Origin of the sequence: Fibrobacter sp., from assembly GCF_017545445.1 — a bacterium.
Lineage (GTDB): Bacteria > Fibrobacterota > Fibrobacteria > Fibrobacterales > Fibrobacteraceae > Fibrobacter.
Genome location: NZ_JAFWOM010000114.1, coordinates 1 through 18,423 on the forward strand (window position 1 = coordinate 1; position 18,423 = coordinate 18,423).

The following is an 18,423-nucleotide window of genomic DNA, read 5'->3' on the forward strand; positions in this document are numbered from 1 at the left end:
GACTCAGTTCTGGATTCAGCTTACACGTTTCCCCTCGCTTTGTCACCCCGGATTTATTCCGGGGCCACCTTACACAGTACTTATTGCATACACGGAACCAATAGCGTTCCTCCCATACCTCATCTACCGCCAACTTCGGTGTGCGGTCCGCTGCCGCTTAATTCATTGAGCGACAACGAGTTACAACTGCCTGATGACGTTTTTTTCTCGCTTACACGGCTCTAACCACTAATACTTTCCCCAAAAATTACTCACTTTTTTTTTGTAAAAAATTTTTGCTGTGATTTGACCCAAATAATCCGACTTTTTACACAAGAAGCGTTGTAAGCTTATGTTGAGAATGTTATATTTTTGTTAACGAGTTAATTTTAGGGATTGATTATGGATAAAAATCCAGTTTTGGGTGCTGTTGTCGCGGCCATTTTTATGGTCCTGTCCGCCGTATCTTTTTCCGGTGCTACTGATTATTTCTGTTATGAATATGTCAATCAGAATGGTGGATATTATGAATTTTCTCAAAGAGATTATAGTGGAACAGAAAATCATTTAACTGCGGCCCAAAATAATGGCAAAGAATGTTTTAAATACTGGTACGATGACAATTGCTCTCACAGCGGTGCGGATAGCGTTAATTGTGATGCTCACTCCTATATGCAAGCAATCTTGGATAATAAATATGTGGAGTTCAAGATTCCTTCTGACATCAAATTTGCTGGAACGATTATCAACGGAAACGATACAACTTGTAATGATAATGCCCCGAATGCGTTCAAGGGTAAATTTTTGGATTTGTATTGGAACGATATTGTTCGCAGTAACAGCACTTTGACGGAGATTTCGGGGCTTTGCTATATATCCGAAAAACCGAACGATGAAATGGGCTTTGTAAAAATAAAACAAAAAACGGGTCGGCTAGAATATCTTGGTTTTAAAGATGTTTACTTTAAGTTGAATGGAAGCGGAGATACAAAAACTGGTATTGTTTTGTTTGAGTATAATGATGAGTACAGTTTTTACATTAATGGAGTGAGTTCTCTTGATGTAGACTTTTCAACGTTCAAGGCTAAGTATGCAGGAGCTATTTCACCTTATTTTCCTGATAACTTTAAGGTTGAGAGGATTGGGGGTATAAATGTAAATGGCGTTTCTGTTTATGGTACCTCCTATGCAGGTGCGGTTGTTGGTTATGCTCGCAATTTCAAAACAATTGGCAGTATAGAGGTAAATAAGACTACTGTTAAAAGTGATGAGTATGCGGGTGCAGTCTTTGGTTATGCCGATATTCCTGATGAGTTTAGCATAAATAATTTAAATAGTTCATACTCCCTCATAAGATTGTATGATAACACCGTAAAAGGGAAATATGCTGGGGGCATTTTTGGTTTGCTCAATTTAGAAGGACAATCGGCTTCTTTTGAAAAAGTAACTGTAGGTAGCTTCAACGTTGACAAACTTCTACAAAATATAGATGACTACACAACCACCCTTGAGGGTGATTGTGTCGGTGCTCTTGTGGGAAAGCTTGAGTATGATGGTAGTAATGCTACCACTACCGTCTCATTTAATAAAAATAGGGTGCTGGTCAAGGGGATATCGTACAAAAATGGCGGTTCACAACAGTCTGGTGGTGGTGGCCTTGTGGGCTATATCCATAATACATCTCCTAGTTCTGGGAAGCTTGAGCTTAATATTAACACTAATTATGTGATTGGCGATGTGAATTGTACGTCTGCGCAGTCGGATGAATGTGGCTATCTGATAGGTGCATTGGACGGAATGAACGGGAATGGTATCGTGTATAATGTTACGGACAACTACCATTTTGGAACAAACGATAAATATGCCAAAGTTGGAATTGGCGGTATGAGTGAATCTTCTTGGCTAAATTCTTCTGCTGTAAATGGTTCTATTACACGAAATTTCCGCAATGCTCTTTGTTCTAATAGTAGTTGGTGTGAACCAAATGGCGATTTGCAGTATGCAGCTAAGCCTATCAAGAAAAACAGCTCGACTTCGTATGACAACGGTATTATTCCCGAAAGCCAAATGAAAAACCACCTGTTTGCGTCTGTCTTGAATAAAGGAACGGCTATTTTTACTGAGGTGGCGGGTTCTTATAATAGTCTTCCTTATTTTGAGAATATAACCAATACTTCGCTTTACGATCCTGTGATTTATTATTATCCGGTCACTCTCGATATGGAATCTTTCAATGAAAAAGCCGATGATAATCACAAGAATGTATTACAAAACAGTTCCCGCAATTTGGAATATGGCGGGCCCGATTGCGAAAGTTGCATTGTTCTTTTTACAGATGATCAGGGCAAACTTCCCTCAGCTGATGTCCAATTTGCAAAAGACCTTTTGAGTTCCGATTATGATTGGGATAACGCATCGTACCAGTTGAATACTACTACTGATTTCTCAACCGCCAATAATCCACTCTTTACTTATAAGTCGAACGGATGCCTTGGTGATGATCAATATTTCCATTTGGAATGTTCGGGAGGCGAATGCCATTTGTCGCAAGGGTCGCAGGCGAATCCTGACCCAAGTACTGATTTCAAGTGCTGGTACGGCACTGACGGCTTGAAGACCGCCTTGGAAAATGGTACAAACGCGTCTAGCAAAATTGTCTTGGACACCGACCTTGATTTAGGCGGCTTCGATGCAACGAGTAACGAGTGTAATGTGAGGGTGGAACCATTAGGAGAGGATCATAATGGTTTTGATGGCAACAACAAGACTATAAGTGGGTTGTGCTATGTTTATGATGGGGTTAAATCTACGGAGAGCTCGTTTGCCCTGTTCAGAGGTACTAAATCGGGTGAGTTCAAGAATGTGACGTTTGATGGCGTCTATATCAAGGCTAATGATGATGCTGCCGTTTTAGCCCTTACCCTGTATGGTGACGTTAATTTTTTAAATGTGACGATTAATGATGCGGAGCTATGGGGAAAAAGTATAGGAACTTTGGCGAAGGAAGATTATGGCAGTGTGGATGAAACCATCAGTATAACGGGCGTGTCTTTGAATAACGTCACGTTGCATGGTTCGGTTTATAATGGTGGCCTCGTTGCCAACTTGACCGATATCGAATTGACTATATCCGGTGTGACGATTAATGGACTTTCTGTACCTTCTGCGGCTACCAATGGTGGCATTATCGCTAGCGTGGGTGAGGTCACTCATTCGAGCAGTTGGGGGAGTGTGCATATTTCAGATGTTTCTATCAACGGAAATATGTCCGCTTCTGGTGGCGTTGTGGGTGGTATTGTGGGCGAAGTTGTCGGAATGTCTTTGACCATTGAAAAAGTTGGGTTCACAGGCGACCTCTCTGGCCGAATTGTAGGCGGTATTGTCGGTTATTTAGAGCACTACTTCCAACCTGCTCCTGGTTATGATTATGCCTATCCTCTCGTCATCAAGAATACCTACACTAATGGTAAAATTCTGGTGAACGCGGGGTCTGGGAGCGGAATATCTTCTGCGGGCTATATCGTTGGTTCGTTGGATTACGATGGTAGCGCCGGAGGACATGCTGCCCATCCTTTAGATCAAGGCGATTCCCTTTACAACAACTACCATTTCAGCATCACTCAAGATGAGGCCATAGACGGTGTGGGTAACTATGCTTATCAACGCAGCGGCGAATCTTTTATCAATTATACCTGGACCGAAGGCAATTACGATAATGTTAATAGCAGCAAAGGCAATCAAGGGAACATCTTTGGTAACGTTCGCAATGCCGCGTCTGTGCTGGCCGTGAGTGGAGAGTTAGGCTACCACGTCAATGTTTTGAATGACCAGGGCGTAACATCTTTATATACGGATTTCTTCGAGGGGCGGCTGTGTTCTCAAAATTGCAGTAATAGTAATTTGACACGTGTTGCAAATGGTATTGCCAATGAGGCTGACATGAAGTCGAGCCTCTTTGCGGCGCTTATGAACTACAATTTGGAGATTAAAGGACAACCGGCGATATGGATTTCCAAAAATGGCAACCTCCCGACTTTTGTGACCAATACGTTAGATAAGCCGAACCATTTGGTGGTTGTGAATGTCACGGATTTGAATTTGACCGATGAACAGAAAAATAGTTTGCCGATTAAACCTCAGTTTACGGAGAAAGAATTTGTTGCTGGAACTGATCCGACTCTAAGAGGAACAAAGACCGGCGTAGTCTCCAGTACGGATGGGAGTGGCTATTTGTCGATTGCGTTCGAATCCAGCGTCGCTAAACTCCTTACGTTTGGCAAATCGAATCTTAATGCCGATGTTTTGCTCTTTGATGAAACCGACCATCTAATAACGTCGTTAGATGGTCCTTATGATACCTACCTGATGTGGAAAATCGAGGAAAAGGTCGAAAAATTCTGTATTGGTGAAGGGACGGCCTATCCCCAAAATGGCTCCTCTTACCCCTACTTGGTATTGTTGCAGAGTCCAGAGGTTTTGTCCACTTATTCATGCTATGACTATTGGTATAATGAAAATGCTGTGCATGGAAATTCGGCTTCTTATCCGGATGCCTATTCCCACATAATGTCTTGGCTTGACGCTCTTTATGAGGATTCAGAAAATGTCGAGAACGCTCGTTTGGAAGTAAATGGTGATATTCACTTTGCCGGAAGAAATGACGATGGGACTTGTAAAGACGGGAAAAACGCCTTTAAAGGAAAAATGCTTTCTTTAAGGTTCAAAGATGCTGTCTTAAGGTCTGGGGTTACCGTTGAAGGTATCAGTTCTACAACTCCTGTTATTTCAGGGCTTTGCTATATAACGGATACCGAAACCAGTGTAGGCTTCTTTAGCCAATTGACGGGTGTTCCGAAGAATTTGGCATTTGATAACGTTTATTTCAAATCGACCGCTCCGAATTCGAATGTCGGTATTATTTCGACTGGACGCCTTGAAGTTGAACAGAAAAACTATTCATCGTCATGGTCCCCTTTGTTTCTTGTGACTAATTCGGAATTCTATGGAGATGCTGCGGGGGCGGTCTGTGGAAAATGCGGTTTTGATCTCATGTTCGCTGCGGCAGAGAATGTCAAGGTATATGGAAAGAAGTATGCCGGTGGTCTTGTCGGATATTATGATGGTGAGACTTACCAAGTTTCTACTGAGACTATGCGTAGATTTTCTATTCGGCGATCGAACGTTAATGCAGAAATTTCCACAGAAGGGGCTGGCTCTTATGCCGGTGGCCTTGTCGGTTATTTGGAACAATCTTATGGTGGTAACCCTGTTTATCTTATAAACGATAACTATGTTCTAGGGAATGTAAAGGGCAAGGCGGGGGCTACGCTTGGCTATTTGGTCGGTGGCTGGAATTATGGTTCTCACTGGTCCTCGTATGGGCAAGTGCTTCGCAACTACCATTATGGAACAGACGATGCTTCTGCAAAATTAGGTATCGGTACTTTTTCGGATGATGAATGGCGTCAACCCGCTTCGGGTCGCAGCATCCAGTTCAATTTCCGCAATGCGATAGATGGGCTTGAAGCTGATGGTGACTTGCGGTATCATGTTGCAACCCCTGTCTATGATCGTAATTCTACGGCGAAATATCCCAACGGTATAGTCCCTGGGGAGCAGATGAAGAGCAAGAGGCTGACGGTTCTCTTGGATAGGGATCCAACACCTCAGGGAACTCGTATAAATGGTGCTGGTCAATATTGGGTGGTTAGAGAAGGCCAAAATGAGGGCTTGCCGAGATTCCGTGGCGATCCCAGGTTTGGTTATGCCAATCAGCTTTATATGGTGACGCTCGACATAGATTCTTTCTATGATAATGCCGATCCAAGCATGCATGCAAAATTGGACAGTATTCTCAACGATGGAATCCATACGCTAGAATACATTGATGATGCTCACACATACGGCGGTATTATTCTTTATACTACGGGTACTACTAATTACCTTCTCAGCGATGACGATGTTAAGTTAGCTAATCTCCTTTTATATCCTGGGGACTCATGGAGTGAAGGCCGTAATAATGGAATGTTTGCTGCATCATCGACAACAAGAGATGAAATTTCTTCTCATGCCGTTGCCACATATAAAAAAGTAACCAAATTATTCTGCTTTAAACAAACGAATGGGGAGTTGAATTTACGCCAGACTATTGGTAGTTATAGCCCGAGCGGCGAAACGTGCTTTGAATACTGGTATGACGATAATGCAGACCATACAACAGGATCTCCCGATGCATATTCTTATGCGAAAAATTGGTTGGATGTTAATATGGGGTCCATTGTTTTGACCTCGAACATCCAGTTTGCAGGGAAGAAAATCAATGTCGATGGTTCCGGCACTCCAACTGATACGGTGTGCGTCGATGCCCCGAATGCGTTCAAGGGCAAATATCTGGAACTAGGTGCCGGTGATGCGTTCACAAGCGAAACGGGCAAGATTGATACGATTTCCGGGCTTTGCTATGTGGATAAGTCAGGGAATGCTGGAAAATTAGGCTTTGTTTATATAAACGCGGGAACCGCTAATTTATCGAATGTTGCTTTTTCGAATGTTTATTTTAATTTGACGGAAAATGCTGGCGAAGCAGGTGTCCTTTCGATAAATGGTTATGAGAGTCCAAATAGCATTGGCAAAATTTATGTGGAGGACTCGTATTTTGAAGCCGAGTATGCGGGTGCTATAGCTGGCGTTGGTGAGTTCATTTCGATTTCTGAGCCTGTCGTTGTAAAAAATGTCACGGTGAAGGGCGATCAGGCGGGAGGTGTCTGTGGCATTATGAGTTATGGTAGTGGTTCTATTAGTGGAATTGCTGCGTCATATTCAAATATAACCGTGAGCGGGGTTACCGTAATTGGATACAATGCGGGTGGTGTGTTTGGTAAGATCTCGACACATGATACTGAGGGTTCGGAACAATATTATGAGCATATTACTGTGGAGGGATATATAAAAGGTTCTCAAGGAAGTGGTGGCCTTGTTGGTGGTTTTGGATTTATGTCTGGAGGCTTAGTTTCGGTTCAGCATGTGAGTTTTTTGGGTGATGTTGATGGAACTTATTCTGGAGGCATTGCTGGTTACATTGAAGATGCTTATCTTACGCTACAAAAGGTTCTTATTAAGAACTCTTATTTGAAAGGCTCTATAAAGGGTGGCTATTTAGTTGGTGATGTGTATCCGACTATCTTTGATATTTCCGACAACTACTATTATGCAACGAATGACGCTTCTGCAACGTTTGGTATCAAGAGCTTTTCGTCAGACGCTAATACGTCGTTCTTGGTTACAGATGAATGGTGGCATAATCCCAATTATACTACTGTTAGTACTGCTGTTGGTGCTAATGGATCCGGCACAATCGCACGCAACTTCCGCAATACAGGCTTTAATTATGTAGTAGTTCCCGATGGTAATTTGAATTATGACCCTTCTACTCCTATCCATGGCTCTGGTAATTATGCCAACGGAATGATTTCTGACGAAGACATGAAAACGCGTCGTTTTGCCGCTGTGTTGAACATAGGTAGCACTCAAGGTCATGAAAAATGGACTATAACGGATGGGATTTTTACACCACTTGAAAATGACGGCATGCCATTCTTTGTGAATGGCTCCACCTATAGTGCTGTTTATCCGGTCAGTTTTGACTTGACTGATTTCAATACTAATGCAGATGCGAATCACCAGAAGAAATTGCAAGATTCTCTTGGTGTTACTCGTCAACAGGAATACATCTCTGCAAACAATACGGGTATCGTTGCTTTTACGGACCATGCGGGCGTTCTCGATGCGGCGGATATCGCTTTTGTGAATAGCCTTGGCACATGGAAAGATGACATGGGTAATATGTTAGATCCCACCCGTGTGTATAGCGATGGTTCTACCGTTTATAGATTCGATGGACAATCTACAGCCCTAACATTTTTCTGCTTTAAAGAAAATGGAAATGATTTGGAATTTAGCCAAACGACAGACGATGTTGCGGCTACGTCAAACGGCGAACGCTGCTTTGGTTATTGGTACGACGGAACCAACAATGACGCTTACTCCTATGCCCAAAATTGGTTGAATAGTGGCGAGAAATCGATTGTCTTGACCTCGGATATTGCGTTTGCCGGGAACACGAACGGCATTTGTAACGATGCTCCTAATGCGTTCAAAGGCAAGTATCTGGAGCTGGGCGATGGCGATAAAATCATGAGCAAAGCTGGCGAACATGATACGATATCGGGGCTTTGCTATGTGAGCAGCCTTAGTGAAAGTATGGGATTTGCCAATATTGCCCAAGCTAACGGTAATTTGAACAATATTGCGTTCAAGGACGTTTACTTTGACTTGGTTTCTAGCGGTAATTCTGTCGGTGTTGTTTTTGCTACCGATGGTTCCGGTGTACTTGTTGACCTTGGCGGCATTACTATCAGTGATATTACTGTAAAGAATTCTGTATTTAAGTCTGAAAGTTCTGCAGGTGCGATAGCCGGTTCTCTTGAAGGCGTGAAAAAATTCGAAAATATAACAGTTGATGAGGTTACTGTAGTTGCTGATTATACAGGTGGGGGCACCGGTGCTGGCGGTGTTGTTGGCGTGCTTCATGCAAATGTTCCCCTATCCGTTTCTGGCGTAAGTGTGCAGAACGCTAATATCGGCATCGTAAATCAGGACAATTACATTGGTGCTGGCGGTGTGTTCGGTCAAGTTACTTATTATGGCGGTGGCGAAAATATATCGTTAAGTGATATTTCCATAAACGGAACCATTGGCGGTAGCGATGCTGGTGGCCTTGTGGGGCATTTTGTCAATGGGAGCGGGGCCACAAACATTAATTTAACGATTGAAAAAACGAGCGTCTTTGCGGATATTACGTCGGATTATGGTAACAAAGATGCGGGTGGCCTTGTTGGCAGTATTTCTACAGCACCGAACAGAAATTCCGTTAATATTAAACACAACTATGTGATAGGCGATATCAAAGCGATTGATAATGGAAATAATGGCAACGATAATCGTGGCTATTTGGTAGGCAAGTTTAGTTGGGACGTTTCTACTGGTTTCTCTATCAATGATATCGTTTTTGATGTGACGGACAACTATTACTACGGAGAGAATAATGTTGAAGCTGTTCTGGGCATGGGGAATGACTGGTCTAGGTCGGAATGGCAAAATCCTTCGCAGAACTATATTACCGGCAATATTATAATGCGCAATTTCCGCAATGCTGTGACTGGCGCTCTTGATGCCGATGGTGATTTGCAGTATGGAACTTACTCTATTCAAGGTGCCGCTAATAACACCTATTTGAATGGCGTTCTCCCAGTATCTCAGATGAAGAGCCGTAAAATGGCGGCGGTCTTGAATACAGATGATGATTTTTGGACGGAATCGGCGGCTGTAAATGATGGGCTTCCGGTATTTGTGGAAGGCTCCGATAAGCCGGTTTACACGGTTGGTTTTGATTTGAGCCGGTTTAACGCCAAAGCTAGCGACGCGCAAAAGCAGTTACTGCAAGATGCCCTCAACGCGCCTTATCCTGATACGCGAGTCGTGGAATACTGTGGCATGAATTGCAATGGTATCCTTCTCTATACGGATAACGAAGGCAACCTTGATCAGAATGATATTGATTTTGTCGGCAGCCTTTTGGTTAGCGGTTCCGCCTGGAAAGGTCCGCAAGCGTTGAATCAAGTATTCGATGGCTCTGCCGTTTATAAATATACGGACGGGTCGATATCCTTTACGTCAGCAGGGTGCCTTGACGACGATTGGTATTTCCATTTGGAATGTAATTCTTCGGGTGGTGTCGATTGCCACTTGTCGCAGGAAAAGTTGACGAATCCGGACCCTGCTGCCGATTTCAGTTGCTGGTCTGATATGCGGAATGTGTTGGATAATGATTACAACAAGAGCAGCTCGATTGTTTTGGAAAGTGATCTCGATCTAGGGGGGTATGACGATGTCAATGACAAGTGCAATATGAAATTCACTTCAATAAGTGCTACTGATCATGCCGGCTTCGATGGCAATAATAAAACCATTAAAGGTTTATGCGGAAAAGAATTCTATGCAGGGATGTCGATCGGTACATTCCAAAATGTGACTTTTAAGAATTCTTATGTTCAAGGTGGTGTTGCTTTGTCTGGGGTGAGTGGAAGCAATGGTTTTTCAAATGCGACTATTTTAAATGTGACAATTGATGGTGCGACCATTAATGGTGGCTCTGCGGGTGGTTTGATCAAGGGTGGAATTTATGGATACTTGAATATCGACCATGTGACGGTGAAGGACGTTTTGTTTGTAGCGGCTCATTCTGGCACAATAACCATTGGAAGTATTGCTGCTGAAGCAAACTACACTCAAGCAAGCATTTCCAATGTGGTTGTGAAAAATATGACTGTTGAAACTCCGATTAATGCCAGTGCTGTGCGTATAGGTGGCATTTTCGGTGATCTTTCCTCGTCGAATGTGAATATATCGAATGTATCTGTTACTGCGAATTTGGAGCCTACGGATGCCAATGTTCGCAAAGGTCATATTGGCGGTATTATCGCTTCTATGATGTCTGGCAAGTTGACTGTTTCCAATACCAGTTTCCATGGTAATCTTTCTGGTGAAAATGTAGGCGGTATTATTGGTTATGTTGGTACGTATGCAAGGTCCACGTCCAATAACTCAGAAAGGTTTGTCATCAAGAATACCTATTCTGTGGGTAATATAGAAGGGTATGGGCATTTAGGCTTTATTATTGGTTCCTTAGTCGGAGAAGGCTTGAATGAAACCGATACCCTTTACAACAACATCCATTTCAGTGACGGCGATACGGTTACAGTTGGCATAGGGGACTACACTTATAGAATAAGTCATGCTCAAAATCCGAGTGGTTATTCTTGGGAAGAGGGCTGCTATGTATCCAATGGTAATCCGTGCAACATTTTTGGCAATATCCGTAACGCTAGTGCAGCGAATTCGAAGCATGTTGGCAAAACGATGGACTACCATGCCCATGTAATTGATGATAATGGCTCGTTGCAGGGGCCATATACGGATTTCTTTGAGGGTGATTTGTGTACGGATAATAACAGTTGCTCTTACCCGATGACAAGAAATGCAAATGGCCTTGCCAAGAGTGATGAAATGAAGTCGGCCAATTTTGCCGCACTCTTGAATAACAACATGATGGCCATGGGTGAATCGGAAGTATGGGTGTCCGATGCTAACGTCAATGGCGGGCTTCCAACATTTACGGATGGCTCTGCTGAGCCGCCGCATCTGGTGATTCTGGATGTTACGGAGTTGAATTTGACCGATGCACAGAAAAATGCATTGACAAAAGAACCCGTTGCTTTACAGGATTCGTTCGTGCGTAACGGTACGACTTCTGAAAAATTGGAGAACAGGACGGGGCTTATTACTTATACGGATGCAACTGGCGAACTGTCTGCGGCTTTCAAGAATGATGTGGCTCAAGTCCTTGCTTCTGGTGGCAACACTCCGAATGGAAAGATTGCCCTGATGGGTGCTGGCGGCAATGTCGTATCGCCGAGCGTGTTGGATGGGGCTTTGACTTCTAGCCAGAATCTAAGAGCTTACGTCTATTTCAATGAATTGAATGTGGTCTATCATTTCTGCCCGGATGACGATGGCAATGGCGGTTGCGGCACGGATGTTGAAATTTTGGGCCCGGATGGCAGTGTTGCGGTCAATGGTTTTGATATTGGCTACTTGATTCCGCCTGTAATGAAATTTAGGGCCGAACAATTGAATATTTTGATTCCGCCGCTTGTTGTTTACGATAACGCCACTAATGAAACTCGTACTTATTTGCCGTCATCGTACAAGATATACTCTAAGGACGTGAATAATAAGCCAGATGTTGAAGAAAACTGGCTTAATGGAATGTCAACCAAGTTTGACGATTTCGCGTCTGTAATCCAGCCTTTGGACTATGATAACGATTATAGAGATACGATTCATCTTTATTATGTCAATGGCCAAGGCAGTAGGGCTGATATCAATGTTGAAAATGGCGGAAACATCGGTTTTGCTATAAATGGCTCCGCACTTGATGCCGACGGAACGACGAGCAAGCAAGTCTTTACTCTTGTGAATACTTCGTTGCCGATGACGACAGGCATTAAGGTCGGGTCTCCGGTTGGGTTTAACGTTACGGGGTGGTCGCTCAAATTCGGTCTTGTATCGAATTTTGCTCAGAATGCGACACCTACGGAAGTGCCTATCACGGACAAACGCCTTGTTGCTAGTTCCGATGATTTCGTTACGAATTACGCAAGCTCGATTTGGACTATAGATAATCTTGATGTAAGTGACGAGATTTTCTTGGATTCCATTTACAAGGCCTTGGATTCGCTTTCGAGAATTGCAAATCCTGTTTATCCGAGTGACTTTATATTGCAGATTACGCCGACTGGTACTCCGATTGATTACACTGTAACGTTTGACTTGAATGTTCTTGACGGAATGGATTCGAGCGAGTTGTATTTCAATTACAACTGGAATCCGCTGAAGACTTCTTTGACGAAGGTGATGCATGTGGGAGACTCTTTGCCAAGAATGCATTATCCATGTGTGTTAGAAACTGTATTGCAGTCCGGCTGGTCTTTGACGAAATCGGATATGCTTGCTACTGGTTCTACAACGAGAGTGACTATTTTTGATGAGGCTATGGCTATAGCGGCTGCTGCAAATGCTAATAGCTTGACTGTATATGGCGAATGGGAACAATCTCCTTGGGTAACGAACTCATGCAACGAATTTGCGGGTATTATTTCTACGGGTCTTAAGCTTTGGGCAAGAACCGTCAGCGGAACGGATACGACGTATTCTTCTGATGTGTCCGAAATCCATGGAAATATCGTTCTGACGCAAAATATCGGTGGCTCCGGATTTGAACATTCTATGATGATGGTAAAGAATGGAGCGCTTAATAATGGGTTGTCGATTCCTGCCAAGTATCAGGGCGATAGCACGATATATGAATTTACGGTTTCTGCTATTCCTGAGTCTGGCTATGAAATGAAGGACTTGAAGTTCTTGGCCATCGAGAAAAATACTGATACTGGTACAGAAGATACTGTAAAGACTTGGTGGACGGATGAACTTCCGTATGGATTAAAGATAAATGGTACTGATACGACCTTGAAGACTGCTTATGCTGATGAATTTGTTTCTACGCATAAATACATGAATTTCTACTTGGCTGCTGAATTCATTCCGTTCCATTACAACATCGAATACGTTCTTCCTGTCAATGCGACGAATCCGAACGATCCGGTAGAAACAGAATGGTTTGTCGGCAACAGGTATATTGAAACGATAAATGTAGATGGCAAGGATGTGCATGTGTTCGCTATGGAGTGGGTTGACAGCTTGCAAAATGCTACTGCCGCGACTGTCAAGGCTCCGACGCTTTTTGATACTTATGGTTGTTCTGTTTATTGGAAACCTGCGGGTACTGCCGGGATGACCCATACGGCTCTTGAAATCAAACAAGAATTGCAGTACTTGACGCCAACAGAAGCGGGAACGAATGCTCAAAATTACCTGGAACCTGAAGTTTTAAGTAATTGTACGCAAAATCCGTTTGTTCGCGTCCAGCCGGTTAGACTTTCGGGGAATTTCTCGGATAAGGGTGATTTTTACATTATTCAAAAATTGCCTTATTTAAAGCAAGTTCCTAGCGACCCTGATTCGATAGAAATTAAGCATTCGATTGAAACAAATGCGAATGGAGACAAACAATTCAGTATTCCTGTCGAGTATGATCAAGCTACAGGTAGGGCTCTTGGTGTAAAGGTTCGTGTTGTGGCGAAACCTAAAGATGGGTACTTCTTTAATCATGTATCTTCTCAAATGTATGCAGAGCAGACCACGAATACGATCCTTCACGATGGTGATGAAATAGATATTAGGTCCGATGCAGATTGGGAGGTTCTATTCAATGAACTCAAGCCGGTCTATGTGAAGTATGATTTGTCGCTTGCATCTGCCGAAGATTCCGCAAACGTCTATCTGCCGGTGGGAGCAGCCCCGACGGCCACGCTCACGTTGGCGACTGTCGCATCTTCTGTGGAACATTGGAAACCATTCCGCACAGACAAGTGCTTTGCCGGTTGGTCCGAAAAGACTGCTGCTGCGTTCTCGGCTTCTGCAGATTCGCTCTACAAGGTGTTGGACATGAACAACTATCACGTGTTCAAGAGCAATACGGATGAAAGTTCTGCGAAGACGCTTTACGCTATTTGGAAAGATTGTGCTACAATGGTGGGCGGTTCGGAACTGCCGACGGTCAAGCTTGAAAACGGCACCGCGCATTCGACGAACTTTGCGTTGTACCAGTTGTTCGGTAATGATACGTTGCACCATGTGGTGCCTTCTGCTGGAATTTCGCTCGTTGGCGATGCTTTCGACTTCTATGTGGATAATGCTCGCACTACAGTCGAAAATGGCTACGAAATTGCAACGAACGCTTACAGCCTCTCTTACAGTTACGATGACGGCAATGGAGTGGTCTCGGGCACGGTGGATCCGCAGGCGGATGGCGCTTGGAGAGTCTCGAAGCAGCAGAACATCGTCTTGACGACTTACACGCTTGCCACAACCGCAACGATGGTGGATTACGTTATCACCTTCAACGACAACTCGAACGGCAAGGCGTTCTTCGGCGATTCCTGGGCTCAGTACATCAAGAATGGCTCGTTCTCGGTGGATGCAAGTACTGGTGACTGGAATGTGACCGTTACGTACAATGCAGAAAGCGCGAACAAGACGTTCCCGATGGAATTGTATTTGGGTAATGCTAGCGGAATCGCGAACAATGATAAATGCATGCTTGGTTATATCATTGATGGTACCGATGGGGTGTTCACAGAGCTGAACGATGCGTTTATCAATAAACTTAAATCGCTTACGACACCGACAACGACGCCGTTATTGTACGCTTATTGGGACGATTGCCCGGCAAATACCCTTAGCAGGACGATCACGCTCGAAAATTCCGACAAGGGTGTGTATAAGTTTGTAAGAAAGTTCGACCTGGGCCTTAATGCCGCTGGAACCGCCCGTGATTCTACGCCGGAACGCGTCTATGAATATGCGAACGCGAACATGACGTTCCCGCAGGCTAGCGATGGTATCTCGTTTACGGACATTTCGTTTACGGTCAATAATGGCGAGGATGTTATCCTCGATACCGAATCTGCCATAATGCTGAGAGCCGCTGCCGACTCTGCTATATGGAGAGATTATGATGGCGGACTTTTGAACGTCAACGAAGAAATCTCTACGATCTATAGGGTGGGTTACGTCAAGGCTTCGCTCTTGAAGAACTCTTACGAGTTTGCTTACGACAAGAATTGGGATAATGCAGAGAACGTGTTCTATGGCTCGAACATGGTGCCTTCTGTGACCTATACGCTCGCCGATGTTTCGGAATCCAAGTCGTTGCTGCCGCTCGACGCTATGGCTCGTACGGACGCTTGCCTCACAGGCTGGGCTTTGGACAAGGCCGGCACGACGAAACTCGGTACGTTCAATGTCGAAGCGCTCCGCACGTTGGCTTCTGCTACGTCCAAGGATACGCTGTACGCGGTCTGGGCTGACGCGGGCGATGTGAGCTGCCCGAGTGTCAAGACGTTCTCGGTCACCTCTGGCGTGGCTTCTGATCAGGGCGACTTCATTCTTTATCAGGTGGACCCGGTTTCTGCAACGGATACGATTTGGCACCGCTTGGATGCAAACGGCTCTATCGTAATCCCGACAGTCGAAAACATGCAAATTGGCGTAAAGCTTATCGGCAAAACTGGGTATAGCTACGATACCGAAATCGTTGGCGAGGATGTAGATGATGGTTCCGTACTGTTCAGGCTCGACAACGACGATGCGACGGTTCTCAGCGAATTCTTCACCGTCGATGATGACCAGAAGAATGTCGTGCTCAGCGTGACTACGACGGCGAACACCTACTACTTCGCGTTCAACGAAAATTCTGCCGGTCTGCATGCACTTCCGTACTTTGCGGATTCTTGGCAACCGCTTATCACAAAACAGTCGTTCTCCCGTGATGCGGACAACAACTGGGTCATTGCCAAGAGCTACACTCTTGCAGATGCCGACAAGGTATTCCCGACAGGTCTCTACAGTGATGAAGCGTGCTTGCAGGGTTATGCGTTGACGACCAACGGCACTGCATATAGCGAATTGACCGACGCTTTGATTGCAGAATACGAAGCGGCCTCTCAAAGTGCTGTTGCCCCGTACTCCTCTACGAATCCGGCGACCTTGTATGCCATCTGGGGTGCTTGCCCGTCAACGACGGTCAGCAAGACCATCGCTCTCGAAGGCACTGGCAAGGGTACGTACAACTTTGTAAGAAAGTTTGCTTACGTGGGTTCTGCCGCGAACGACTCCACGCCGCCACGTGTCTATCAAAGCAACGCCGCTACGGCAAGCATCGTGATTCCGTCCGACGCTGGCGACATCTCGTTTACGGACTGGTGGTTCCTCACGAACACGAACGTCGGTGTCATTGTCGATACCGATTCCGCGTTCGTTTACCGCGAAAATGCAACGTCCGATTGGAACAAGATGGATAGAAGCGCGCTCTTCACTGTCAATGACGACGTGAAGAACGTCAAGGCTCCGCTCCTCAAGAACGCCTACACGCTTGCTTACAGCAAGAACGACAACGGTGACGTGTTCTACGGTCCGGACTTTGTCGCAGGCGATGTTGATTTCACCATCGGTTCTGTTTCTGAATCGCAGTCGTTGCTTCCGGACCACGTTCTGGCAAGCACGAGCAAGTGCTTCGAAGGCTGGGCTTTGGATGCTGATGGCAACGTGAAGGTTGACGCGTTCGATGCCGTCGCTCTCCGTTCGCTCGATTCTCTCGTCAAGCTCGGCGAATCTGTCGATTCCCTGTACGCTGTATGGGCAACGCCGGGTGTCGCTTCTAGCTGTACGCCCACGACATTCAAGGTCACGACCGACATGCCGGCTGAACAGGGCGAGTTCGCTCTCTATCAGCTCGACCCGGTCACCGCCGATACGCTCTGGCATAATGTGGCTGTGAACGGCGTTGAAATACCGACCGTCGAAAACATGGAATTTGGCCTCAAGTTCAGCCCCAAATCGACGGCTTACACGTTCGAGACTGAATTTACCGTCGAGAGAGACGGTGACCAAAAGCAGAAGGCTAACGGCGATACCATCACCGTCGCTGCCTCACAGACGGATGTAACGCTCTCCATGGTCAAGCAGGCCGTAAACTACAAGCTTACGTTCAACGACAATTCGAGCGGCAAGGCGTTCTTCGGCGATTCTTGGCAGAACTACATCAAGGCGGGCGCGTTCGAAGAAAATACCACCGATAAGAACTGGAACATCACCATCGCTTACAACGTAGAAGGCGACATCGACTTCCCGATGGCATTGTACCGCGACGGCCTCTGCTTGCAGGGCTATACGTTCTCTCTGACGGACGACAAGACGTTCAACAAGCTCGATGCCGATTTCATTAATGAATTCGACGCTCTCGGCTACTCCGCAACGACCGGCGCGACGCTTTACGCCAAGTGGGGTGCTTGCCCGGTCAATATTGCAAACTACACTATCGCCCTCGAAGGTACGGATAAGGGTAAGTTCACGTTTGCAAGAAAGTTCGCTTACGTGGGTTCTACCACGGACTCCACGCAGGCACGCTTCTATGAAGGAAATACGGCTAGCTTCGTTATTCCTGCCGCTGACGATGGAATCTCGTTCACGGGCATTTCGTTCGATGTCGCCGATGCAGATTACATCCTCGATACCGAAACGAAGATTCAGCTGAAGGCTAATTCCGACACGGCTATTTGGAGAACTTACGACGACGGTCTCTTGACTGCCAACGAAATTGTCTCTACGGTCTATAGGGTTGGCACAATCAAGGCTCCGCTCCTTAAGAAATCTTACACGCTCACCTATAGCAATAACTTTGCTGATGGCGACGCCGTGTTCTACAGCTCGGACTTCGTTGCAAGCGAAACCTATACGATTGCAGATGTTTCGCAGTCCGAAAACTTGCAGCTGTTCAATGTTATGGCACGTGCTAACGCTTGCGTAAGCGGCTGGTCGCTTACTGCGGACGGAGCGAAGGTCATTGGCGCATTCGATGCGATTGCACTCCGCAAACTCGACACGCTTGCTGCTGCCGGTAAGGCTACGGACAAGCTCTACGCCGTCTGGGCGGATAAGAGCTCTGCTGAATGCTCCGAACTCAAGACGTTCACCGTCACCTCCGCTATGGACGCCACCCTTGGTAGCTTCAAGGTCTATCGCGTGCTTGGCGAAGATACTACATGGTACGACGTTGGCGCGAACGGTGTTGAAATTCCGACGCTTGCTGGCATGAAACTCGGCGTGAAGTTCACCGCGGCAACTTCGACCTACACGTTCGGGAAC

At 45.4% G+C, this 18,423-nt stretch carries 1 protein-coding gene; it reads left to right on the forward strand.

The features are described 5' to 3' along the window. Positions 1-381: 381 nt before the first annotated feature. Positions 382-18,423: hypothetical protein (locus IKG78_RS12665; protein WP_290944019.1), on the forward strand; the 18,042-nt coding region annotated here is incomplete at its 3' end.